The sequence below is a fragment of the Zobellia russellii genome (assembly GCF_044597075.1).
GTDB classification, from domain to species: Bacteria; Bacteroidota; Bacteroidia; order Flavobacteriales; family Flavobacteriaceae; genus Zobellia; species Zobellia russellii.
In genome coordinates, this window is sequence record NZ_CP139000.1 from 3,251,784 (window position 1) to 3,274,718 (window position 22,935).

Genomic DNA, 22,935 nt, shown 5'->3' on the forward strand with positions numbered 1-22,935 from the left:
TTGGTTATCTGATAACAGTTACGGTACCTTGTTTCAATGTCTCACTAGCATTTTTAATTACATAGTAGAATACCATGTTTTGCTTTGCGAAACTCATTGAAGACTCGGGCCAGTTGTTTTGGTAATTAGTTGAATTGAGGACTTCTACACCTTTTGCGTTATATATAATGACACGTACATCAGACTTGTTTGAGTACGAGTTAGGGATGATCCACTGATCATTGGCCCCATCACCATTAGGCGTTATAACGTTAGGTATATTAAATAGATCTAAATAGGTTACTGTTATAGGTTTACTAATTTCACAATTGTCAATATTTGCTATTAACAAGTAGTTACCCTCTGTGGTAAAAGTGGCAGATGAAGAGCCGCTTATTTCAATATTGTTGGCGTCTAACCATCTGTAGGCGGTACCTCCACTTGCGTTTACCGTTTTGGAACTTCCTTCTGGAAATATCACATCGCCATCTATATCCAAAGTGATTAGGTCCGGATCTAATGGTGTAATGTTAATCTCATTAGATATTTGTGAACAGCTGCCTTTTCTAACTACCAATCGGTAAGTTCCTTCTTGAGTAATGGACAATGACGCATCTGATGAGTTTATGGCTTCACCGTTGCGTTCCCAATCAAAAGTTTCAGAAGATAAATCTGTTGTAGTAGATAGGGTAATAACATCTGAAGAACTACAATATACGGTGCTCGTACTACTAATAGTTAAGGCTTCACTGGCAAGTTGTACGGCTAAGGTATTTGATGTCGCGTTCATACCTCCCAAGTCAGTTTCTACAGTGTAGTTTCCGTTTTCGTTACTGTCCGTTAAGCTTATGGATTGTGATGTTTCAGATGCTATGTCAACACCATCTTTTTGCCATTGATAGGTAAATGATGAAGCTACGTCTGCGGTTACATCTACTTCTGAACCATCAGCTAGGACGGCATAAATTTTATCCGTTGTCAAAGCTATGCTGGTACTGCTACATGACTCATATGATGTGGCATAGGCTATTTCGGTTCTAAAAGCTGTAGGAGCAACAACTTCTGTGTTTTCTGAATTTATGGTTGTTGAAGAGCATGTGCCTCCCGTTTGGGTAATGGCTGCATGGTAAGTTCCTGCTTGGCTAACGGTTAAGGAAGCGTTGTTGGAACTTGGTATTGGCGTACCATTTCTAAACCATTCATAAGTTGGAGCATTGGCATCTGTTGTAACACTCAAAGTTTGGGTTTGCGATGGAAGCACTACAAGATTGGCATTGTTATTTCTTGTAACCGTAAATGCACCGGCGTTACTCATAGCAACAGCGGCAGAAGTTTCTGTACAAATACCTGTTCCTCTAACTTCAACAGTATAGTCTCCCGTAAACGAAGGGTCATTGGTATCTATAGTATAGGTAAAACCACCTGCTTGAGATGCCTGTACTTCGGTACCATCTTTATACCATGTATATATATAACTACCATCTTGAACATTTGCTTCTAATGGAGCAACGGTATCTCCGGCACATACAGATGTAGTTGCCGGTGGATTAATGGTAATACCAGTACTGGTACCGGAGTTAACAATAATATGGTTAGATTCTGTATTGGCAGAACCTGTACAATCTCCATAATCTATAAATACAAAATATTCTCCGGCTCCATCTGTTAGGATAGATGGTCCGGTTTCGGAAAGTAATGTCCCACTTCTATACCAAGAATACTGATAGGTATTTAATTCTCCAGCCGGCACGTTGTCTACGCTAAGCGTAATTTGCGTGCCACCACAAGCCTGTACACTTCCCGGGGTTGTTCCATCTCCATTTGGACTCATGTGCAAGTTGGTATCAAACCCTAAATAATACATGGAATACCCAGCTGATTCTGGACTTGTTGATGCTGGACTTGTACTTCGTACACGCATCTTGTAGTTGGCTCCCCTAGTATCCGTAGGAAGGCTAAAACTCGTTGTAAATTCTGTATTGCTATTTTGATCGGTTACAGTAGATAGTTCTAACGGAGTAGCGAAAGAACCGCTTGCATTAGATAATTCAAGAATGAACTGATTATCAGAATTTGCTGCACCGGCCCATTCTATGGTAACAAAAAACTCGTTAAAACCACTATCGGCACAAGCTCTTGGCCATGTGTTGGTCCCAGATAAATTTGGGTTGTCTGCGGGAACCGGGGCTTCCAATGCAATTTGTGCAGAAATCTGTGTGGTGAGCAGCATTAGAAATGCGGCCAAAATTGTTTGCGGAATGTTAATTCTTTTCTGTCTCATAAGTAGGCGTAGTTTTGGGTTTACTACAGGTTTCAATGTCAGATTTGGGTTTTGACATAGAGAATACAATAACAAATATGGCATATAATACACGCGTGGGGAATTTAATGTTGTAGCAAGGGATATAATTGTTGTGAAACGCAGGTATTTGTATGAATGGAAATAGAAAGATGCCTGATTACGGCATTTTATGTACCTTTGTGGCTCTAAAAAAGAACTCTATGAGCGAGGCAGTAGAAGCGTTGAATTTCATTGAACATATTGTTGAAGAAGACCTGAAAAACGGCTATTCAACGCAAGATTTGCGTTTTCGTTTTCCACCGGAGCCAAACGGCTATTTGCATATTGGCCATGCAAGTTCTATTTGCTTGAATTTTGGGTTGGGATTACGGTACAATGCGCCTGTAAATTTGAGGTTTGATGATACGAATCCGGCCAAGGAAGAACAGGAGTATGTAGATGCTATTAAACGAGATGTGGAATGGTTAGGATTTAAATGGGATACCGAAAGGTATGCTTCTGATTATTTCCAGCAATTGTATGATTGGGCCGTTAAATTGATAAAACAGGGGAAAGCGTATGTAGACGAGCAGTCTTCTGAGGCTATGGCGGAACAAAAAGGTACGCCAACACAGCCAGGAACCAATAGTCCGTTTAGAGATCGGAGCATAGAAGAGAATCTAGCTATTTTTCAGAAAATGAAAGATGGTGAATTTGAAGAGGGTACACATGTACTTAGGGCTAAGATTGATATGTCTTCTTCTAATATGTTAATGAGGGACCCAATAATGTACCGAGTGTTACATAAAGCGCATCATAGAACAAATACCGATTGGTGTATTTATCCGATGTACGACTGGACCCATGGTGAAAGTGATTATATAGAACAAGTATCGCATTCTTTCTGTACATTGGAATTTGCTATGCACAGGGAATTGTATGACTGGTTTCTGGACCAAGTGATAGACCCTAAAAAATTACGGCCTAAGCAACGTGAGTTCGCCCGTCGTAATTTGAGCCATACGGTTGTTAGTAAGCGTAAGCTGTTGCAGTTGGTTGAGCAGAATGTAGTAACTGGGTGGGATGACCCTAGGATGAGTACCTTATCAGGGTTGCGAAGACGCGGTTATACCCCAGAATCTATTCGAAACTTTGCCGATACAATTGGTATTGCAAAAAGGGATAACCTTATTGATGTTTCTCTTCTTGAGTTTCATGTTCGGGAACATCTTAATAAGATCGCCCCACGTGTTATGGGAGTGCTTGACCCGGTTAAAGTAGTGATAACAAATTATCCTGAAGGAGAAGTAGAGTGGTTGGAGACAGAGAATAATCCCGAGGATGCATCGGCGGGTACACGTCAGATTCCATTTTCTAGGGAAATATATATAGAAAGAGATGACTTTAAGGAGGAAGCCAATCGTAAATTTTTCCGTTTAAAATTAGGAGGAGAGGTCAGGCTGAAATCCGGTTATATCATTAAAGCAGAGAGCTGCACAAAAGATACTGATGGGAATATTACTGAGATTCAGTGCACCTATGATCCTAAGAGTAAGAGTGGTAGTGGCACCGAGGAAAGCTTGCGTAAGGTAAAGGGAACCTTGCACTGGGTATCTGTAAACCATGCGCTAAAGGCAGAAGTGCGGTTGTATGACCGTTTGTTTACGGACGAAAGTCCGGATACACATAAGGATAAGGATTTTATGGAATTCATTAATCCAGATTCGTTAAAAGTGATCACAGGATTTTTGGAGCCTAGTTTAGTGGACGCTAAATCTGGAGACCGTGTTCAGTTTCAACGTTTGGGTTATTTCTGTGTGGACCCAGATTCAACTTCCGATAAATTAGTTTTTAATAAAACGGTTGGCTTAAGAGATACTTGGGCAAAACTTCAGAGTAAATAGATTTTACTTTTCTTATAATTCAGAGCTCCTTTATAGCATCAAGTTATAGAGGAGTTTTTTTATTGTTTTTTCTCAGATTATTAGGTATAAATTTTATTTATCGAAATTATTTGTAGTATAGATTTGATATATTAAAATCGACTTTCTTAGGTCGTTTTTCCTGTTAAATTAGTTTTCCGCCGATAAACATATCCACTCTGGCCGACTTCATCCCTCAAACGCTCTTAAAATCGCTAAATGGCTCATAAATTGATTTAAACGTCAATTTTTGATTTTATTGAGGTAATGTCACTTAAAGACTTGGCCTAACTTGCATGATATAGACAGAAGAGTTGTTTTTAACTTAAAATAAGTAATGACTTCTCATTATAATTTTAGTCAAGTATTAATTTAAAAAATAGAGATTATGTCAAATGATAGTGGAAATGTTTTGTTGGCCGTTCTTACCGGAGCAATTATTGGAGTAGGGGCTGGCATATTGTACGCACCTGATAAAGGTGAAAAAACAAGAAAGAAGATTAAGAAAAATGCGTTGAAGACCAAAGATGATATAACGCATAGAATTTCCCAAGCTACAGAAGAGCTAACCAAAACGGCCGAGGAGAAAAAAGTAGACTTTGAGCAGAAGCTTGAAGATACCATTTCCAATATGAGCTATAAAGCCGATGATATTATCATGAGCTTGGAGAACAAATTGGCCGAATTGAAAAAGAAAAATGCCCAATTACAAAAATAGCATATGGCTTTTGACGAACTAAAAGAAAGCATTTCAGAGGCCGAAGCTAGCGCTAAGTCTTATATAGAGAGTAGTAGGGAGTTTTATAAGCTAAAGGCTTTTAAAATGCTTATGAAAGGCATTACAGGCTTTGCTCAGGCAGCGTTTATAGCTATTGCAGTTGTACTTGCGCTTTTGTTTTTGTCTGTTTCTGCTGGCTTTTTTATAGGAGCGGAACTTGAAAATACAGCCTTAGGATTTTTAATCGTAGGGGGCTTTTATATCCTGGTGGGTATTTTAGTGTTTGTTTTCCGCCGTTCGTTGGTCAAGCCTTTAATGGCGCGTTTTTCCGAACTTTATTTTGAAGAAATATGATACCGAAAAAATATACATCGTTCGAACAGATAGACCAAGACCTAAAGATTTTGAAACTACAACAGGATATAGAGCGAGAGAATCTTAAAATGCAGGTTCAGATTACTAAGAATAGTCTGTACCCAACACATTTATTGGGTGGCTTTAGTGGTATTTTACAGAAATTGACGCTTTCTATGGTTGCCAAGAAGTTGCTTAAAAAGTTTAATTAGAGGATAAAATATATGAAATTAGCCTCCGGAACACAGTTCCGGAGGCTAATTTTGTTTAAATATGTTTTGGTATTTACTCGTTCTTTTTTTCTTTCTGCGTCTTCTTCATAGATTCCCCGATCATATTGCTTGCGGTAAAGGATGCTACCATATTGTTCAGCATATCACTACCTGCCTGTGGGGAATTTGGTAAGAGAATAAGGTTGGTATTGGTTTCTTCGCCAATAGATTGTAGCGTATCATAATGCTGTGTAACCACGATAAGGGCAGAGGCCTCCTGTGAATTGATGCCTACTTTGTTCAGCACTTCAACGGATTCTTCCAATCCACGAGCTATTTCCCTTCTTTGGTCTGCAATACCTTGCCCTTGTAATCGCTTGCTCTCTGCTTCGGCCTTGGCCTTTTCTACAATAAGAATACGTGCTGCATCACCCTCAAACTGGGCAGCTATTTTTTCTCTTTCTGAAGCATTAATACGGTTCATGGCCTCTTTTACTTGAGCATCCGGGTCAATATCCGTTACCAAAGTTTTTATAATATCATAACCATAATCCAACATAGCGTCTTGTAACTCGGACTTAACTGCAATAGCAATATCATCTTTCTTTACGAAGACGTCATCTAGTTTCATTTTTGGAACTTCTGCACGTACAACATCAAATACATAGGAAGTAATCTGCTCATGGGGATACTCAAGTTTATAAAAAGCATCGTACACTTTTTCCCTAATCACCACATACTGCACGGATACTTTTAGCTTTACGAATACATCGTCTAAGGTTTTGGTTTCGATAATTACATCTAATTGCTGAATTTTAAGGCTAATTCTTGCCGCAATACGTTGTACATAAGGGATTTTGAACTGAATTCCCGATTGTCGTACACTGGTGAACTTTCCAAATGTCTCGATAAGAACAGCGGTTTGTTGCTTTACGATAAAAACGCCCGATAGAATAGTGGCGATGACAAAGAATAGAATTGGTATCCAAATAAAACTGCCCATGATTTTGATTTTTTAGTTAATGGAATGAATTTACAAAACACTTTATAGATATGTAGTAATTTTCTTGTGTTTGTTACATACCAAAAAAAGGAGCAGAGATTGGGGTTACCCAATTACTGCTCCTTTTACTATGCTAATGAATAGCTTTTAAGCTAAACTGGAAATCGCTTTTTGAATACGGTGAATACTATCTCCTTTACCGATCATAGCCATAATATCAAATAAATGTGGTCCTTTCATATCTCCAACAATGACCAAACGTAATGGGGGCATTACCTTTCCAAAAGATAGTTCCTGTTCGCCAATCCACGATTTTACAGTAGTTTCCACAGCTTCCGAGGAAAAGTTAGATATACCTTCTAGCACGGATACCAATCTGTTTAAAATATCCGGTGTATCATCTTTCCATTGTTTTTTAACAGCCTTTTCAGCATAGGTAGTAGGGGCTTGGAAAAAATAATCGGACAAGTCCCAAAAATCGGAAACGAATACGGCTCTTTCCTTGATTAAACCAACGACCTTTTCCAGATAGTCTTCGGATTTATCACTTACGGATACCGATTTGGATTCTAGTATTTCGGCATATAGTCCTGCCAATTCTTTATTAGTCTTAGTCTGTAAATACTGCTGATTGTACCATTTGGTCTTATCTGGGTCAAAACGTGCTCCGGACTTGTTTACACGCTCTAAACTAAAGGTATCAATAAGTTCTTCAAGACTAAAAATTTCTTGTTCCGTACCAGGGTTCCATCCTAATAAAGCTAAAAAGTTAACTACGGCATCAGAGAAGTAGCCAGCTTCTTTATATCCTACGGATTCGTTCCAAGTAAGTGGAAATACAGGAAAGCCCATTTTTTCACCATCCCGTTTGCTGAGTTTACCTTTTCCTACTGGTTTCATAATCAGCGGTAAGTGAGCAAATTCAGGAGCTTGCCATTCAAAAGCATCGTACAATTGTTGGTGCAAGGCCAATGAGGGCAACCATTCCTCACCACGTATAACATGGGTAATTTCCATTAAATGGTCATCTACAATATTTGCAAGGTGGTAGGTAGGCATACCATCACTTTTATACAGAACTTTGTCATCCAGTACATTCGTATCTATCTCAATAGTACCACGAACCCTGTCTTTTAGCTGCAATTTTTCATCAGGTGGGGTTAAAAACCGAACCACATAATCTTCGCCGGTGTCCAAACGCTTTTGAACTTCTTCGGGCATTAACGAGAGTGAATTGTCCAGTTTTAGGCGATTATGCCAATTATAAATGAATGTTTTTCCTTTTGCTTCATGGTCTTTACGGTGAGCATCAAGCTTTTCTGCTGTGTCAAAAGCGTAATAAGCCTTTCCTTTAGTTATAAGCTCTTCAGCATATTGCTTGTATAAATACTTGCGCTCGCTTTGTCTATATGGGCCAAAATCTCCTTTTAAACCTGGACCTTCGTCAAAAGTAAGTCCGCACCAGTTAAGTGCATCAATAATATACTGTTCAGCGCCTTCTACATAACGGTTTTGGTCAGTATCTTCTATCCTTAAAATAAAATCACCGCCGTGTTTTTTGGCGAATAGATAGTTGAATAGGGCAGTGCGAACACCACCAATATGCAATGGCCCTGTAGGGCTAGGTGCAAAACGTACGCGTACTCTTTGGCTCATGGCTAAAATATTTATCCGGCAAAGGTATAAAAAGCACCCTAGCTCCCCAAGGTATACTGACCAAACCGCTCATATCTTCCTGAGGATCGGCATCTGAGTGCTGGGGTCGTTTTTTCCTTATCTTTACATTCTATGGAAGGTTACCAGATCATACTCCGGAAGCTTAATAGTTTCGTTAAAAAGTACTACACCAAAATGCTCATTAAAGGTATTATGCTTTTTTTGGCGTTTGGGTTGCTGTTCTTTTTTGCAGTACTTGGTGTGGAATACCTCCTGTGGCTCAATTCTACGGGCCGTTTAGTGCTTTTGTTAAGTTTCGTATGTATTGAGCTGTGGTTGTTGTTCAAATACATTCTCACGCCCTTATTTTATCTTTTTAGGTTCAAACAGGGCATGAACAATAGGCAGGCCTCTGTATTGATCGGCAAGCATTTTCCTGAAGTAGGAGATAAGTTATACAATTTGATAGACCTTGGTGAGGATAAAGACCAATCGGAATTATTATTAGCGAGTATTGAACAACGTAGCAGGAATATGAGCGTTGTTCCGTTTACGAATGCGGTTGATTTTCGGGAAAACCTGAAATATGTAAATTATTTGGCAATTCCTGCTGTGATTGTTTTGGTTATTTGGGTTTCGGGAAATCTTAAGCCTTTCTTTGGCTCTGCTGATCGTGTAGTTAATTATAGGCTTGCATATGAACCACCGGCTCCGTTCTCATTTCTTTTAAACACTACTAATTTAGAGGTTTTAGATTCAGAAGAATTTACCATCGAAGTCCGTACGGAAGGTGAGGTAAAACCAGAATCTGTTTCTATTGTTATTGATGGAAAACAATCTATTTTACAGAAAGATAACGGTCGGTACCGTTATACGTTTACACCTCCTTTAACTAGTGTTGATTTTCACTTTTTGGCAAATGAGGTGCGTTCAAGGGCGTATACGTTAAATGTGCTCAGGACCCCCGTTATTCAGGATTTTGAGATGAAATTGGATTATCCCAATTATACGGCCAGAGCGTCGGAAACTTTAAAAAGTACCGGAAATGCGGTATTTCCTGAAGGAACTAAGGTAACATGGTCTATAGATGGGGAGAATACGAAGGTTATACGTTTAATCACCAAGGATACCGTTCAGAATTTTTCTAATAACGAAGGTTTGTTTTCTCTTAATAAACGTGTTTATAAGGATTTGGAGTATGAAGTCTCGACTTCTAATAAAAACGTAACCGATTATGAAAAATTGAGTTATGAGTTTAAGGTTATAAGAGATGCTTTTCCAGCAATTAAAGTAAAGCAGGTCCTTGATTCGTTAAATCCTAACGTTGCCTATTATGCCGGAGAAGCTTCGGATGACTATAAACTGAGTAGTATAAAATTGATTTGTTATGCGGATGATGAACCTGAAAACAAGCAAATTATACCGTTAAGTACACCTCAGAACAATTTTGACCAGTTCTATTATACTTTTCCTTCCGGCCTAGATATACAGGCCGATAAAAAATATAGCTTCTACTTTGAAGCGGTTGATAATGATGCTATTCACAACGGTAAAGCTACTAAGAGCCAGGTCTATTCATTGGCTTTGTTGGATGAAAACCAATTGCGAAATAAGGAGTTGGAATCCCAGCAATCTTTAATCAATAATCTGGATAGGTCTTTGGAGAAATTCAAAGAACAAAAGGAAGATTTAAAGGAAATCAATGAAGGTCAAAAGGAAAAAAATCAATTGAGCTTTACGGACCAGAACCAGGTCAAGGATTTTTTGAAACGTCAGCAAGAGCAGGAAAGCCAGATGGAAAAGTTCATTAAGCAGCTTAAGGAAAACTTGAATAAGTTGGATAGTGATGATAAGTTGAATAAACTGCTTCAAGAACGGCTAGAACGTCAGGAGTTAGAGGCAAAAAAGAACGAGAAACTGCTTGAGGAACTTAATAAAGTTGCGGATAAAATCAATAAGGAGGAGCTTTCAAAGCGTTTGGAGGAGTTAGGAAAGAAGCAAAAGAATAGTGAACGTAACCTTGAGCAGTTGTTGGAACTTACCAAGAGATACTATGTTACGGGGAAGGTTGACCAACTTGCGAGGGACTTACAAAAACTGGCCGAAGAACAGGAAAAAGCATCGGAAAAGTTGGATGCGTTAAACAAGGAAGAGGAGCAAAAGGAACTTAATAAAGCTTTTGACGAGCTTCAAAAGGAGCTGAATGAATTGCAAAAGGACAACGAAAAGCTTAAAAAGCCGCTTGATTTGGACCGCAACAGGGAAAAGGAGGGTGAGGTTAAAAAAGACCAAGAGGAGGCGTTAGAAGAGCTTAAAGAGGAGAAATCGGAAGGTTCTGACGCGAAGGATAAACAAGAATCTTCTGAAAAGGCATCAAAAAAACAAAAGTCGGCAGCTCAGAAAATGAAAGAAATGAGTGAACAATTGAGTTCATCATCCGCCAGTGGTGGCGGAGAATCAACTATTACCGAGGATGCTGAAATGCTGCGGCAAATACTTGATAATTTGATTACTTTCTCGTTCAAACAAGAAGTATTGTATGATAATTTAGAAGATGTGGATGCGGATAGTCCGCTGTTCTCAAGTGCCATTCATAAGCAGCAGGAGTTGCGCGAACTTTTTGAGCATGTAGACGATAGTCTTTTTGCACTTTCCTTACGCCGTGCTGAGCTTTCGGAATTTGTTAATGAGCAAATTACCGAGGTATATTATAATGTGGATAAAACCTTGGAAAGCATTGCGGAGAATCAAATATACCAAGGTGTATCTTATCAGAAGTATGTGCTAAACGCGTCTAACAGTTTAGCAGATTTCTTGGCAAATATTTTGGACAATATGGAGCAAAGTATGATGTCTGGTAAAGGAGAGGGTGAAGGTGAAGGATTTCAACTTCCGGACATTATCAAAGGACAGGAAGAGTTGAAGGAGAAAATGGATGGTATGGGGAAACCTGGTGAGGGCAAACCTAGTCAAGGAGATGGCCAAGGGAAGGAAGGTAAGGGTTCCGAACAAGGAAAAGAACAGGGTGAGGATGGTCAGGGCGTAAAACCTGGTCAAGGCGAGTCAGGTAAAGGTGAAAAGGGTGATGGTAAAGATGGGCAAGGAGAAGGTGGTAAGCAAGGCTCAGAATCTGGTCAGGGTAACGGTCAACCTTCGGAATCTGAATTGCAGGAAATATATGAGATATATAAAGAGCAGCAAAGATTACGTGGAGAGTTGGAACAGCAACTTAAGGATATGATGAATGCTGGCGATAAAAAGCTTGCTCAAAAGCTAATCAAACAAATGAAAGATTTTGAGAATGACCTTTTGGAAAATGGTATAACGCAGCGTAGCAAGTCTAGAATGAATAACATTCAGTATGAAATGCTCAAGCTTCAGAATGCCGCATTAAAGCAGGGTAAAAAACCTGAACGTGAGAGTAATACAAATACCAATCAGTTTCAGAATCCTATTACTACTAAACCCTCATTATTAGAGAATTATCGTAATGAAATTGAGATTTTAAATCGACAAAGCTTACCTTTGCGCCAAAATTTCCAAAACAGGGTTAAAGAATACTTTAAAAGCAATGATTGAATTTCATTATAAAACTAATTTTTATTTGGATAATGAACAGAAATATGCCGATTGGTTGAAAGCTGTGATTTCATTTGAAGATGGCATTTTAAGCCAAGTGGATTATGTTTTTTGCTCTGATGATGAGGTTTTGGAAATGAACGAAAAATATCTAAATCACGATACGTATACGGATATTTTGACGTTTGATTATACAGAAGGAAAGGTCATTGCGGGGGATATTTTTATCTCTGTAGATAGAGTTAAAGATAATGCTGAGCAATTATTCATTTCGTTTGAGGAAGAGATGCTACGCGTTATGGCGCATGGCGTCCTGCATTTGTTTGGATATAAGGACAAGTCCAAGGAGGAAGTGCTCTTAATGCGTAATAAAGAGAATGAAAAAATAGAATTGTTCCACGTGGAACAATAAAAGTTTCAAATTGCTGTTGCGCAATTTGGGCGGTTAGAATTATCAATTAATCACATTTATTTAGGAGAAGAGATGTTTGCAGAGGAATATGATGTTATAGTTGTAGGTGGCGGTCACGCGGGTGCGGAAGCGGCTGCAGCTGCTGGGAATATGGGTTCCAAAACGCTTTTGGTGAGCATGAATTTACAAACCATAGGGCAAATGTCCTGTAATCCTGCTATGGGCGGTATTGCAAAAGGACAAATTGTGCGTGAGATTGATGCACTTGGTGGAATGAGCGGAATAATCACGGATAAGTCCGCCATTCAATTTAAAATGTTGAATAAGTCAAAAGGTCCTGCAATGTGGAGTCCGCGTGCGCAGAATGATCGTATGCGTTTTGCTGAGGAATGGCGCTTGGCTTTAGAGAATATACCGAATGTAGATTTTTATCAAGAAATGGTTAGCGGTCTCCTCGTGGAGAACGGAAAAGCTGTGGGTGTAAAGAGTTCTTTGGGGATAGATATTCGATCTAAATCCGTAATTCTAACGAATGGTACTTTTCTAAACGGACTGATCCATATTGGAGAAAAGCAGTTTGGTGGAGGTAGGGCAGGAGAGAAAGCAGCAACGGGAATTACGGAGCAATTGTTGGATTTAGGTTTTGATAGCGGACGTATGAAAACCGGAACACCTCCTAGAGTTGATGGTCGTTCTTTAGATTATTCTGTTATGATTCCTCAACCCGGTGATGCAATTCCTGAGAAGTTTTCTTATTTGCAGACGCCAATTTTACAGAACCAACGAGACTGTTTTATGACGCACACTAGCGAAATGGTTCATGATGTATTGCGTGAAGGTTTTGACCGTTCTCCTATGTTTAATGGTAGGATAAAGAGTGTTGGTCCGCGTTATTGTCCTTCTATAGAGGATAAGATTAATCGTTTCGCGGATAAGAATAGCCACCAGATTTTTGTAGAACCAGAAGGTTGGGATACGGTAGAAGTTTACGTTAATGGTTTCTCAACATCGCTTCCTGAGGATGTCCAGTTTAAAGCTCTACGGTCCGTCAAAGGGTTTGAGAGTGTAAAGTTTTTTAGACCTGGATACGCTATAGAGTATGATTATTTTCCACCTACACAATTGAAGCATACATTAGAAACCAAGCTTGTGGAGAACCTGTATTTTGCAGGTCAAATTAATGGTACAACCGGCTATGAGGAAGCAGCATCTCAAGGTCTAATGGCGGGTATAAATGCACACCTAAAGATTAAGGAAGAGGAAGAATTTATACTTCAAAGAGACGAAGCATACATTGGGGTATTGATAGATGATTTGATTACAAAGGGTACGGAAGAGCCGTATAGAATGTTTACTTCCAGAGCGGAATATAGAACTTTATTGCGTCAGGATAATGCGGATTTAAGACTTACGCCTAAAGGTTTTGACATAGGTTTGGCTAAAAAGGAGCGCTTGATTAGGATGGAGGAGAAGGAGTTAAAATCTGATTCTTTTGTCAATTTCTTTAGGGAAACTAGTGTAAAACCGGAAGAGATAAACCCAATTTTGGACAGTGTAAATTCTGCTTTGGTAAAGCAATCTGATAAGATGTTTAAGGTGTTTTCTCGTCCAAAAGTTACGATGGATCATATGCTTCAATTGGAGACTGTTTCAGGTTTTGTAGAAGAAAATAATTTGGATAGAGAGGTGTTGGAGCAGACCGAAATCCAGGTTAAATATTCTGGGTATATTGAAAAGGAAAAGAACAATGCGGATAAGTTATTGCGTTTGGAAAATGTAAAAATCCCCGCAAATTTTGACTACTCAAAATTGAAGTCTTTGTCCTATGAAGCCCGTGAAAAATTAAATAGTATTCAACCGGTAACGATTGCGCAAGCAGCTAGAGTCAGTGGGGTGAACCCATCGGATATTAGCGTATTGCTGGTGTATTTGGGGAGGTAATTCAAGTAAGGTTCCACGTGGAACATATAGAGTTTCCACGCCACATTATATCAAAACTGGCGCGGTTACATTCTTCGGGAAACCCTTTTGGTAATAGCTTATTTAGCTATAACCAATTTAAAGAAATAGGGATTTTTTGCTAGGTCTAATAAGGGCTGATCAGCAAGAAATCCTTTTTTATTTTCTTTTATAAAGAACGGGCGGAGGAACTTGTTATTGTTTTCAATAATGTATTTATTTTATGATTTTTCCCATCCAAAAAAGTCTTTAAAAATATGTAGCAGACCATTGTGTTCTTGTTCTGTTTTTGCGATGTATATAACGAATCACTTTATGAGAATCTCTGTTAATTATGCTCATACATCTGGATGCACGAAAAATTATGGAAAGAAGTTTTTGTGGATGTTTTATTTACTTGACTGTAGACTCAGAAACATTCATTTATTTTTAAAATTTATTTCTCACTTAAATTTGATGAAGTGAATTAGATGTGGTTTAATCAACTTAATTCTGACGTTTTAAAAAATTCATTTTTCGTTTTGCTGTGTCATTATTCAACACCGAAATTCTGTGATTTTTCATTTAGTTTTTAAGATGACAATAACAATGGAAAAATAAAAGTTGAACGTAATACTAATCTTTGAGAAAGAAATTTCATGGACATGGAAGTCCGTTATGATTTTAGGATTTAATAATAGAGATTGCTTCATCAAAATTCGTTTTTTAGAGAGCAAGTTTTAAATTATCTTCGAACACTCATTAAAAAATATCTGACCACGGATAACCTATGAAAGCATTTTTAAAGACTAAGGATTTCTCAATTTCAAATGAAGACTTTGAACTGCTTTTTGATGAAGAGCTGGAAATGTTAGTGACTCATCCACAACCCAAAAATCTACAGCGATACTACGAGAGTGATGCTTATATTTCGCATACGGATTCTTCTAAATCTACCATTGATAAAATGTATCAATTGGTGAAAAGGTATAGTTTGGCTCGGAAGGTTTCCATGATTAATACATATGCGTCAGATAAAAAGAGGCTACTGGATTTTGGCGCCGGTACTGGAGATTTTTTGCTAGAGGCACAAAAACAGAACTGGGTTGTAGAAGGGGTGGAGCCAAACCATGAAGCGCGAGTCCGTGCTCAAGAAAAGAAAATGCCACTGCACTCCAATATCCAATCTTTGCCTAAAACTAAATTTCAGGTTGTAACACTTTGGCATGTTTTAGAACATCTGCCAAATTTAGAGGAACAGATAAAAACGATTTTAGATCATTTAGAACGGGAGGGTACATTGATAATTGCAGTACCAAATTATAAATCTTTCGATGCTAATTATTATAAAGAGTTTTGGGCGGCTTATGATGTTCCAAGACATCTTTGGCATTTTTCTAAGGAGGCAGTAGAAAAGATTTTTTCTAAACAGGGAATGCAGCTAGTAAAAACAAAACCGATGTGGTTTGATTCGTTCTACGTTTCTATCCTTTCTGAAAAATATAAAACCGGTAAGCAAAATTACATAAATGCATTCCTGGTTGGTTTATGGTCTAATATTCGTGCCGTTTTCAATGGGCAGCCCTCTTCAATCATTTATATATTAAAACGTAGTGAATAATGGCTCATTTTTAGCCTAAAACTTATTTTAAGACGTTTTAAGACTGTTTCTAGCACACTGTCTTATCAGTATATTCTTTTCGTAAAATCATTCATTGGATGCATTTCTGTAACTTCAGTTTTGATAAATAACTCTTATTGAAATATAAAGTTTGTATAAGCATTCTCTATTTGCTCTATTTTTGGATAAATGATGAAGTCAGCGTATCAATTTTTTTATGAATAGGACTTCTTCCAGATTTGGAAATAAGTTAAAGACAATTAGAAAAGCTTTTCTATTTTTGCGCAACTTGGAAAATAGATTGTGGTAATTTTTGCAGTCAAAGTTTTCAAAATAGGATAACGAAAATAAAAAGCAGATTAAAATAAAGTGAATTATGAAAAATGTAGTAGTGGTATTTTTAATGTTGGTAGCAGTTTCTTGTCAACAGGAAAAAATTGGGTTTGTAGACAACGTAAAGTTGATGGAGGAGTACCAAGAAAAAATAGATGTGGAGGCAGACTTTAAAGTGAAGGCAGACGCACTTACCAAAAAAAGAGATAGTATTTCGCAAGCATTTCAAATGGAAGCTCAAGCTTTTCAGGCAAAGGCTCAAAAAATGTCTCAAGCAAAAGCTCAGGAAGAATATGGTGCTATGCAACAAAAAGGACAAATGATAGGTCAGCAATTGCAACAAGAAGACCAGCAACTTCAGTTATTGGGCCAGACAGAAATGGATAGTATCATTAGCAAAGTTAAAAAAGAGGTTAAGGCTTATGGTAAAGCAAATGGTTATTCTTACATCCTTGGCGGAGGAGATGGCGGTAGTGTATTATACGGATCGGATGCCAATGATTTAACTGACGAAATCGTAAAACTATTGAACGATAAGTACAAGAAGTAATTGCTCAACGTTCTTATGTCAAAAGGCGTCCACAGATAAAGTCTGTGGACGCCTTTTTTATTTTTGTAAAATATAGACTAGAAAGATGGCTGGCATGAAGTAAACAGCTATGGTTTTAGCTCCTTCATAGTCTTTGGCCATACGCTGGCCAAACATGAGCATGAGCAAGGAGGCGCAGGAAACGATACTGCCATAGAGCGCAATAGTGCTTTCTCCTACAATCAAAATTTGATAAAGCCCTACGGCGCATAAAATACCGGCGGCCATTTCCACTAAAACTAATGTAAGTAAAAGAGCGGGCACTAAACTTGCCAATGGCGTACCGGTAAAATGCTCCGTTAACCAAGTAAGATTTCCTTTCCAATCAAACACTTTATCAATGCTACTCTGAACGAAAACAATGATTAAAAAAATTAGAATTAGGATTTCGGTTGCCGAGTTGAGAAAGGTGTCCATGTCTTGCGGATTTAGGGTTGGTTGCTATTAAGTTAGCAAAAAAAACCCATTATGACACAGATCACGCCGCTTTTCTATGCAACAAGCGTGTTAGTTTTATGGATAAATCCGTAAGAACAATCTTGGAATTTCCGTTTCTTTCAATATGATATATGGCATCCTCCAACTCCTCAACAATAGTTAGAATATTGTTCTCGTGAACGAAAGGGGCAAACTTATCCAAGCTAAAACCATCAGCATGTATGCGCATAAAAGCAAGGTCCTTGGTATTAAAATTAATAAGCATGGCCTGGCGCATTACCGCAATGCAATAATGTAGAAATTTCTTTTGGGTTTCGCGGCCGGTCTTTGCCACTTCATCACTCCACATAATCAAGTCCTGAATAGCACTTTTGTTGCCCTTGGCCTTAAAAGCGCTCCGTACCCATTGTACGAACCATTTTTCAAAGATCAGATCTTCCGAATCTTCGTTCATTAAATCCAGGGCCTTGTTGAAATTGCCATTGGCCTCGTGGGCAATTCTCAATGCTTCCTCGCGTAACGCTCCTTTTTGTACAAGGGCATTGGCCATAACCTCTTCTGCAAGTGGAGGAAAATGTAATACTTGACACCTAGAACGAATAGTCTGTATGATCTGTTCCTCGTCTTCGGTAATAAGAATAAAGACGGTTTTATTTGGCGGTTCTTCAATGAGTTTTAAAAGCTTGTTGGCGGCGGCCGTGTTCATTTTTTCGGCCATCCAGATTAGCATCACCTTATATCCGCCTTCGTATGATTTTAACACCAGTTTTTTGACCACGTCCTGCGCCTCATCCACGCCGATCTGACCTTGTTTTTTCTCAATACCGATCAAACGGTACCAATCAAACAAATTGCCGTAAGGTTGTTCTTTAACAAACTGACGCCATTCTTGCATGTAGTGATCGCTCACGGCATGGCTTTTTACTTTATCCGAATTGGAAACGGGAAAGGCAAAGTGCATATCCGGATGCGAGAGTCCTTCAAACTTAAGGTTGCAACTTTGGTTGGTTCCGGTATTTTCTCCATCACTATTACCACAAATAATATATTGCGCATAAGCAATGGCCATGGGAAGTGTTCCTGAACCTTCCGGACCAACAAATAGTTGTGCGTGCGGAATTCTACCCGCATTGGCACTGGTGGCCAAATGGTTCTTAATGTGCGATAGCCCTAAAATATCTTTGAACAACATGGGGCCAAAGATAACTTTTTTAATAGATACGATCCAACCGTACCAACATCATAAATATGGTTAATATCTACAGTCTATTGGTTTTGGACTACCAGTCTAACTTCCTTTTTATTACATTTGCGGCTCTCTAAAACCGCATAACATGAAAACTGTAAACGACTTTAATTTTGAAAATAAGAAAGCTCTCATTCGCGTTGATTTCAACGTTCCTTTGGACGAGAACTTTAACGTAACGGACGCCAACCGTATAGAAGCGGCCAAACCAACTATTATAAAAGTACTTGAAGATGGTGGTAGTGCTGTTCTAATGAGCCATTTGGGAAGACCAAAAGGGCAAAAGAATCCGGATTTATCTTTGCAACATATTGCCAACAAGGTTTCTGATGTTATTGGTGTAACCGTAAAGTTTGTTACTGATTGTGTTGGGGATGTTGCCGAAAAAGCGGTTGCGGAACTTCAACCCGGTGAAATCTTGTTGTTAGAAAACCTTAGGTTCCATGCCGAAGAAGAAAAAGGGGATGAAGGCTTTGCCGAAAAACTATCAAAGTTAGGTGATATTTATATTAACGATGCCTTTGGTACAGCGCACAGAGCTCATGCATCAACTACTATAGTGGCAAAGTTCTTTAAGGATACCAAGTGTTTTGGATTTTTATTGGCCAAAGAAATTGAAGCTATTGACAAGGTAATGCAAACTGGAGAGAAACCGGTTTTGGCAATTTTAGGAGGAGCAAAAGTATCTTCAAAGATTACCATTATTGAAAATATTTTAGACAAGGTAGACCACTTGATTATTGGTGGAGGTATGACCTATACTTTTGTGAAAGCGCAGGGCGGTCAAGTAGGTGATTCTATTTGTGAGGATGACAAGATGGACTTGGCCATGGAAATCTTGAAACAAGCTAAAGAAAAGAATGTTAAGGTACATATTCCTGTAGATGTTGTTGCTGCAGATGATTTTTCTAATGACGCCAACACACAAATAGTAGACGTAACCAAAATTCCTGACGGATGGCAAGGTTTGGATGCCGGACCAAAAACACTTGAAATCTTTAAAGAAGTTATTCTGGAATCAAAGACTATTCTATGGAACGGACCAATAGGTGTTTTTGAAATGGAAAGCTTTGCAAAAGGAACCATTGCTTTGGGTAACTATATAGATGAGGCTACTAGAGGAGGTGCTTTTTCACTTGTTGGAGGTGGTGATTCCGTTGCGGCTGTTAAACAGTTCGGTTTTGATGATAAGGTAAGTTATGTTTCTACCGGTGGTGGAGCAATGTTGGAAAGCCTTGAGGGTAAAAGCCTACCAGGTATCGCTGCAATAATCGGTTAATAAAGGCGTTATCGATAAACGGTGTACAACGTTAAATTGTATAAAAATTTTATTTTTTCAGAAAAAAGTACGATTTTAGGAGGGTTACAGTGCACTGTAACCCTTTTATTAACTAAAGCAATTGGCACCGCTATATATGCAGTTTAAATGATAAAAAACAAAAGACGTTTTTTCATAGTAGTATCAAGTCTTGTTTTGGCATTGCCACTTATGGCGCAAGAACAAGAGCAGGATTCCGTTGCCCAGTCGCCAAACCCAATAAATGAAGTTGCTGGCGATACGTTGGCGATGGATATGAAAGGAATTGAGCAAATGGAAGAAATGGCCCTTGATAGTACAACTATTAACGATAGCCCCATTAGTCTCAAAAAAGATAGTCTAGACCTGTCTTTTCGGCTTCAAGATTTGCCCGAAGCCGCTAAATATGATAGTCTTTGGATGAAAGAGCTTTATGCAAACGCAGCGCTTTCCGATGAGATGTTTCGTGAGGTAGAAAATTTGGATTACGATAAGACCTACCCTACTTCACTTCCTACGGATACACTTAAGGCCCGTTTGGAAAAACTAAATCAAAAAACACCTTTTAACATCGCTTACAACCCCTCTTTGGAGAACGTAATCAAATCGTTTCTTTTTAGAAAAAGGGATTTAATGGAGCGCATGTTAACGGTAAGTCAGTTCTATTTTCCGCTGTTCGAGCAAGAATTGGACAACCATAACATTCCCCTAGAAATGAAATATCTTTCTATTGTGGAGTCTGCGTTAAACCCTAGAGCACGTTCGCGTGTGGGTGCTACGGGTCTATGGCAGTTCATGTACGGCACTGGTAAGCAGTACAAATTGGATGTTTCAAGTTATGTAGATGACCGTAGCGATCCTATAAAGGCAACTACTGCAGCTTGTCAATTTCTTTCAAAACTGTATGATATTTATGGTGATTGGGATTTGGCCTTGGCGGCCTATAATTCCGGTCCGGGTAATGTAAACAAAGCCATTAGAAGATCTGGTGGGCAAAAGAACTATTGGAATCTTCGTCGTTATTTGCCTAGGGAAACTGCAGGTTATGTTCCTGCATTTTTTGCTACGATGTACCTTTTTGAATATGCAGAGGAACACGGATTAAAAGGTCAGAAAATAGAAAGGGCCTATTTTGAGACCGATACCATTCATGTAAAAAGTATAATTACGTTTGATCAAATTTCTGAATTGACCGGCGTGGGAAAAGATGAATTAAAGGTCTTGAATCCATCTTATAAATTAGATGTAATTCCATTTGTTGAAGGAAAAAACCATGCTTTACGATTGCCAAAGTACGCTATGGGCGGTTTTGTGCATAATGAGGAAGCTATCTATGCCCACATTAAAAAGGAAATGGAAAGTAAAGAAAGCCCGTTGCCGCAAATGGTAAAGGAGGCAGAGCAGAACAGAATTCGTTATAAAGTGCGTAGTGGAGATTTTCTAGGTAAAATTGCAGAACGTTACGGAGTTGGTGTAAGCCAAATAAAGCAATGGAACGGGTTGCGCAGCAATAACCTTAGAATAGGACAAAGACTTACCATTTTTCCTAGAAGAATGCCAAGCACGGCAGTGGCTTCTACAAAAACAACTGCTGCTCCAAAAAGTTTTCCTCCTGGGACAAAGACCCACACCGTGCGAAGTGGAGACTCACTTTGGACCATTTCAAAAAAATATCCAGGAATTTCTGTTGAAAATTTACGACAATGGAACGGTATTAGTGGTAAGAATCTAAAACCGGGCACAAAATTAAAATTGTGCGAATGTTCATCGTAAACCTATACCAAAATGAAACAAGCTGGAACACTATTTTTACTCTTTTCCCTAGCACTTTTATCCTGTAAAGACTCTAAGAACCAAAATTACCTTCCTAGTTCCGTAGGAGCCATAAACTCTATGGTGGTGGTTATTGACAACGAACTATGGAAAGGCAGTGTGGGCGATAGTATAAGGAGCCATTTTGCCGCTCCCGTTGTTGGAATGCCCATGGATGAGCCATTATTTACCATAGACCAGATTGCACCCAAGTTCTTTACGGGTTCCATTAGGAATACGCGGTCTATTCTTTATGTGGCCGAAGATTCTTTGAACCTGGCACATATTAAAAAGGATATGTATGCTACACCGCAGCGTGTGGGTGTCATTAAAGGAACTACCAAGCAGGAGGTTCTTGAAAATATAGATGCAAAGGCAGATGAAATTATTACGGCTTTTAAGGACATGGAGATCGAGGCTGCCCAAAACCGTTTTGAGCGGTCATTGAACAAAGAAACCGTATTACAGGATAAGTTTGGTATTACACTAAAGATACCGTCTATCTATAAAGTAGGGAAACAAGAAGATAACTTTGTGTGGATTGACCGTGAAATACAGAAGGGTACGGCCAATATTATCGTTTATGAGATGCCTGAGAGCAGCTTTAGTACCGATTCTACTCTGGTTAAGGATATAGTGGCTATGCGCGATTCTATGGGCGCCAAGTACATTCCCGGACCGGATGTTACCGGAAAAATCACCCACATGCGTACAGAACCTGCTTTTGCGCCTTATATATACCCCACAGAAATTGGCGGTTTAAAGGGAGTGGAAGTAAGAGGCCTTTGGGATATAAAAAACTACCCTATGGCCGGACCGTTCTTGACCTACATTTTGAACGATAAACAGAACAATAGAAAGTTGGTCTTAGAAGGCTTTGTATTTGCCCCTGCAACCGAAAAGCGAAACGATCTTTTTGAGTTAGAGGCAATTTTAAAAACGTTAGAGTTACAACCGGCCGGAACTGAGAAATAATGTTCTTTGGCAAAAATCCATATTAAAAATGCCCATTTCAACCGAGATGGGCATTTTTAATTCTTAATTGTATTATTTGGTCAGGCGAATACTAAGGCCGTAGACACCCTGTTAATAAATGCGTACATACAAGTATCAATAAGGCAAAACAAAACCACGAATAGGCCTTAAAATACTTTGTGAGCATTCTAAAAGTCAAGTCTCTAAAAGCCTCTACATAAATTTCCTTAAAAAGTGACAATTTCCTCATACCATTAATTTTGAGATTGGGTACAAAGTTGGGGCATAAGAAGAGGCTACCCATATAAAATAAGTGAAGTGGTGATAAACAAAGGTGGCTTGTGGCCTTGTTTTAAATCATAGATAAATGCCCTGTCTAATGGATATACGACGCTTTTTGTCTTTCAAGCTATTTTTATACCTAAATGGAAATTGATTTTTCTTAGACCCATATTAGGTGTATTGGTAGTATTATGGAAGATTGTTAACGTTGGAACGGATTAGGGTAGGTTGTTAGGTACAAAAAAACCGCTGCCTTTTAAGGCAGCGGTTTGGTTTAGGATTTATGGT

The 22,935-nt window shown here is 38.7% G+C and carries 18 protein-coding genes; 12 read left to right on the forward strand and 6 right to left on the reverse strand.

Going from position 1 to position 22,935, the window contains the following annotated elements:
* Window positions 1-4 precede the first annotated feature (4 nt).
* On the reverse strand, window positions 5-2,260 hold the full coding sequence (locus SJY45_RS13180; protein ID WP_400071269.1) for a gliding motility-associated C-terminal domain-containing protein: 2,256 nt from the start codon (window positions 2,258-2,260) through the stop codon (window positions 5-7).
* Window positions 2,261-2,481: 221 nt separating this feature from the next.
* On the opposite strand from SJY45_RS13180, the gene SJY45_RS13185 reads away from it, so the two are divergent.
* The 4 genes from SJY45_RS13185 (at window position 2,482) to SJY45_RS13200 (ending at window position 5,466) form a co-directional block, all read left to right on the forward strand.
* Window positions 2,482-4,164, forward strand: coding sequence for a glutamine--tRNA ligase/YqeY domain fusion protein (locus SJY45_RS13185; protein ID WP_303404696.1), 1,683 nt, complete (start codon window positions 2,482-2,484; stop codon window positions 4,162-4,164).
* Between the two features lie 406 nt (window positions 4,165-4,570).
* Window positions 4,571-4,900: a YtxH domain-containing protein gene (locus SJY45_RS13190; protein WP_215913429.1), complete on the forward strand. Its 330-nt coding sequence runs from the start codon at window positions 4,571-4,573 to the stop codon at window positions 4,898-4,900.
* Between the two features lie 3 nt (window positions 4,901-4,903).
* A complete protein-coding gene (locus SJY45_RS13195) occupies window positions 4,904-5,254 on the forward strand; it encodes a hypothetical protein (protein ID WP_215436764.1) in 351 nt (116 codons plus the stop codon).
* Entirely contained in the window at window positions 5,251-5,466 is a 216-nt protein-coding gene (locus SJY45_RS13200; RefSeq protein ID WP_215436761.1) for a DUF6327 family protein, read from the forward strand. The genes SJY45_RS13195 and SJY45_RS13200 overlap by 4 nt, the downstream gene beginning before the upstream one ends.
* 73 nt (window positions 5,467-5,539) lie before the next feature.
* On the opposite strand, the gene SJY45_RS13205 is transcribed toward SJY45_RS13200, so the two are convergent.
* Together SJY45_RS13205 and gltX are read right to left on the reverse strand one after the other, a co-directional pair.
* On the reverse strand, window positions 5,540-6,469 hold the full coding sequence (locus tag SJY45_RS13205) for an SPFH domain-containing protein (protein ID WP_215436759.1): 930 nt from the start codon (window positions 6,467-6,469) through the stop codon (window positions 5,540-5,542).
* 147 nt (window positions 6,470-6,616) lie between these two features.
* Window positions 6,617-8,125 carry a glutamate--tRNA ligase gene (gene gltX, locus SJY45_RS13210; RefSeq protein WP_400071272.1) on the reverse strand — a complete coding sequence of 503 codons (1,509 nt, stop codon included), beginning with the start codon at window positions 8,123-8,125 and terminating at the stop codon, window positions 6,617-6,619.
* Window positions 8,126-8,320: 195 nt separating this feature from the next.
* Here gltX and SJY45_RS13215 point away from each other — a divergent pair, with 195 nt between their 5' ends.
* From SJY45_RS13215 to SJY45_RS13235, 5 genes are all read left to right on the forward strand, one after another.
* On the forward strand, window positions 8,321-11,704 hold the full coding sequence (locus tag SJY45_RS13215; protein ID WP_400071274.1) for a hypothetical protein: 3,384 nt from the start codon (window positions 8,321-8,323) through the stop codon (window positions 11,702-11,704).
* Entirely contained in the window at window positions 11,697-12,116 is a 420-nt protein-coding gene (gene ybeY / locus SJY45_RS13220) for an rRNA maturation RNase YbeY (protein WP_400071276.1), read from the forward strand. The genes SJY45_RS13215 and ybeY overlap by 8 nt, the downstream gene beginning before the upstream one ends.
* A 72-nt stretch (window positions 12,117-12,188) precedes the next feature.
* Window positions 12,189-14,057, forward strand: a complete 1,869-nt coding sequence (gene mnmG / locus SJY45_RS13225) for a tRNA uridine-5-carboxymethylaminomethyl(34) synthesis enzyme MnmG (protein ID WP_400071278.1) — start codon at window positions 12,189-12,191, stop codon at window positions 14,055-14,057.
* 787 nt (window positions 14,058-14,844) lie between these two features.
* Window positions 14,845-15,675, forward strand: a complete 831-nt coding sequence (locus SJY45_RS13230; RefSeq protein ID WP_400071280.1) for a class I SAM-dependent methyltransferase — start codon at window positions 14,845-14,847, stop codon at window positions 15,673-15,675.
* A 376-nt stretch (window positions 15,676-16,051) separates the two neighbouring features.
* On the forward strand, window positions 16,052-16,558 hold the full coding sequence (locus SJY45_RS13235) for an OmpH family outer membrane protein (protein WP_400071282.1): 507 nt from the start codon (window positions 16,052-16,054) through the stop codon (window positions 16,556-16,558).
* 57 nt (window positions 16,559-16,615) lie between these two features.
* On the opposite strand, the gene SJY45_RS13240 is transcribed toward SJY45_RS13235, so the two are convergent.
* Window positions 16,616-17,014 carry a DoxX family protein gene (locus SJY45_RS13240; protein ID WP_289037806.1) on the reverse strand — a complete coding sequence of 133 codons (399 nt, stop codon included), beginning with the start codon at window positions 17,012-17,014 and terminating at the stop codon, window positions 16,616-16,618.
* Window positions 17,015-17,075: 61 nt separating this feature from the next.
* On the reverse strand, window positions 17,076-18,227 hold the full coding sequence (locus tag SJY45_RS13245; protein ID WP_400071284.1) for an ATP-binding protein: 1,152 nt from the start codon (window positions 18,225-18,227) through the stop codon (window positions 17,076-17,078).
* Between the two features lie 142 nt (window positions 18,228-18,369).
* On the opposite strand from SJY45_RS13245, the gene SJY45_RS13250 reads away from it, so the two are divergent.
* From SJY45_RS13250 to SJY45_RS13260, 3 genes are all read left to right on the forward strand, one after another.
* Window positions 18,370-19,560 (forward strand): phosphoglycerate kinase, encoded by a 1,191-nt coding sequence (locus SJY45_RS13250; RefSeq protein ID WP_289037810.1) that lies wholly within the window; start codon window positions 18,370-18,372, stop codon window positions 19,558-19,560.
* A 147-nt stretch (window positions 19,561-19,707) separates the two neighbouring features.
* The gene (locus SJY45_RS13255; RefSeq protein ID WP_400071286.1) at window positions 19,708-21,351 is read left to right on the forward strand and encodes a LysM peptidoglycan-binding domain-containing protein; all 1,644 of its coding nucleotides are present in this window, start codon (window positions 19,708-19,710) and stop codon (window positions 21,349-21,351) included.
* 12 nt (window positions 21,352-21,363) lie between these two features.
* Entirely contained in the window at window positions 21,364-22,365 is a 1,002-nt protein-coding gene (locus SJY45_RS13260) for a DUF4837 family protein (RefSeq protein ID WP_215436730.1), read from the forward strand.
* A 91-nt stretch (window positions 22,366-22,456) separates the two neighbouring features.
* Here the strand turns inward: SJY45_RS13260 and SJY45_RS13265 are convergent, their stop codons facing one another.
* Window positions 22,457-22,669: a DUF6747 family protein gene (locus tag SJY45_RS13265; RefSeq protein ID WP_400071288.1), complete on the reverse strand. Its 213-nt coding sequence runs from the start codon at window positions 22,667-22,669 to the stop codon at window positions 22,457-22,459.
* Window positions 22,670-22,935: the final 266 nt, after the last annotated feature.

Coding starts and splice junctions, on each gene's coding strand:
- SJY45_RS13180 (WP_400071269.1), bottom strand. CDS start 2,260: ATGAGACAGAAAAGAATTAACATTCCGCAAACAATTTTGGCCGCATTT.
- SJY45_RS13185 (WP_303404696.1), top strand. CDS start 2,482: ATGAGCGAGGCAGTAGAAGCGTTGAATTTCATTGAACATATTGTTGAA.
- SJY45_RS13190 (WP_215913429.1), top strand. CDS start 4,571: ATGTCAAATGATAGTGGAAATGTTTTGTTGGCCGTTCTTACCGGAGCA.
- SJY45_RS13195 (WP_215436764.1), top strand. CDS start 4,904: ATGGCTTTTGACGAACTAAAAGAAAGCATTTCAGAGGCCGAAGCTAGC.
- SJY45_RS13200 (WP_215436761.1), top strand. CDS start 5,251: ATGATACCGAAAAAATATACATCGTTCGAACAGATAGACCAAGACCTA.
- SJY45_RS13205 (WP_215436759.1), bottom strand. CDS start 6,469: ATGGGCAGTTTTATTTGGATACCAATTCTATTCTTTGTCATCGCCACT.
- gltX (WP_400071272.1), bottom strand. CDS start 8,125: ATGAGCCAAAGAGTACGCGTACGTTTTGCACCTAGCCCTACAGGGCCA.
- SJY45_RS13215 (WP_400071274.1), top strand. CDS start 8,321: ATGCTCATTAAAGGTATTATGCTTTTTTTGGCGTTTGGGTTGCTGTTC.
- ybeY (WP_400071276.1), top strand. CDS start 11,697: ATGATTGAATTTCATTATAAAACTAATTTTTATTTGGATAATGAACAG.
- mnmG (WP_400071278.1), top strand. CDS start 12,189: ATGTTTGCAGAGGAATATGATGTTATAGTTGTAGGTGGCGGTCACGCG.
- SJY45_RS13230 (WP_400071280.1), top strand. CDS start 14,845: ATGAAAGCATTTTTAAAGACTAAGGATTTCTCAATTTCAAATGAAGAC.
- SJY45_RS13235 (WP_400071282.1), top strand. CDS start 16,052: ATGAAAAATGTAGTAGTGGTATTTTTAATGTTGGTAGCAGTTTCTTGT.
- SJY45_RS13240 (WP_289037806.1), bottom strand. CDS start 17,014: ATGGACACCTTTCTCAACTCGGCAACCGAAATCCTAATTCTAATTTTT.
- SJY45_RS13245 (WP_400071284.1), bottom strand. CDS start 18,227: ATGTTGTTCAAAGATATTTTAGGGCTATCGCACATTAAGAACCATTTG.
- SJY45_RS13250 (WP_289037810.1), top strand. CDS start 18,370: ATGAAAACTGTAAACGACTTTAATTTTGAAAATAAGAAAGCTCTCATT.
- SJY45_RS13255 (WP_400071286.1), top strand. CDS start 19,708: ATGATAAAAAACAAAAGACGTTTTTTCATAGTAGTATCAAGTCTTGTT.
- SJY45_RS13260 (WP_215436730.1), top strand. CDS start 21,364: ATGAAACAAGCTGGAACACTATTTTTACTCTTTTCCCTAGCACTTTTA.
- SJY45_RS13265 (WP_400071288.1), bottom strand. CDS start 22,669: ATGGGTAGCCTCTTCTTATGCCCCAACTTTGTACCCAATCTCAAAATT.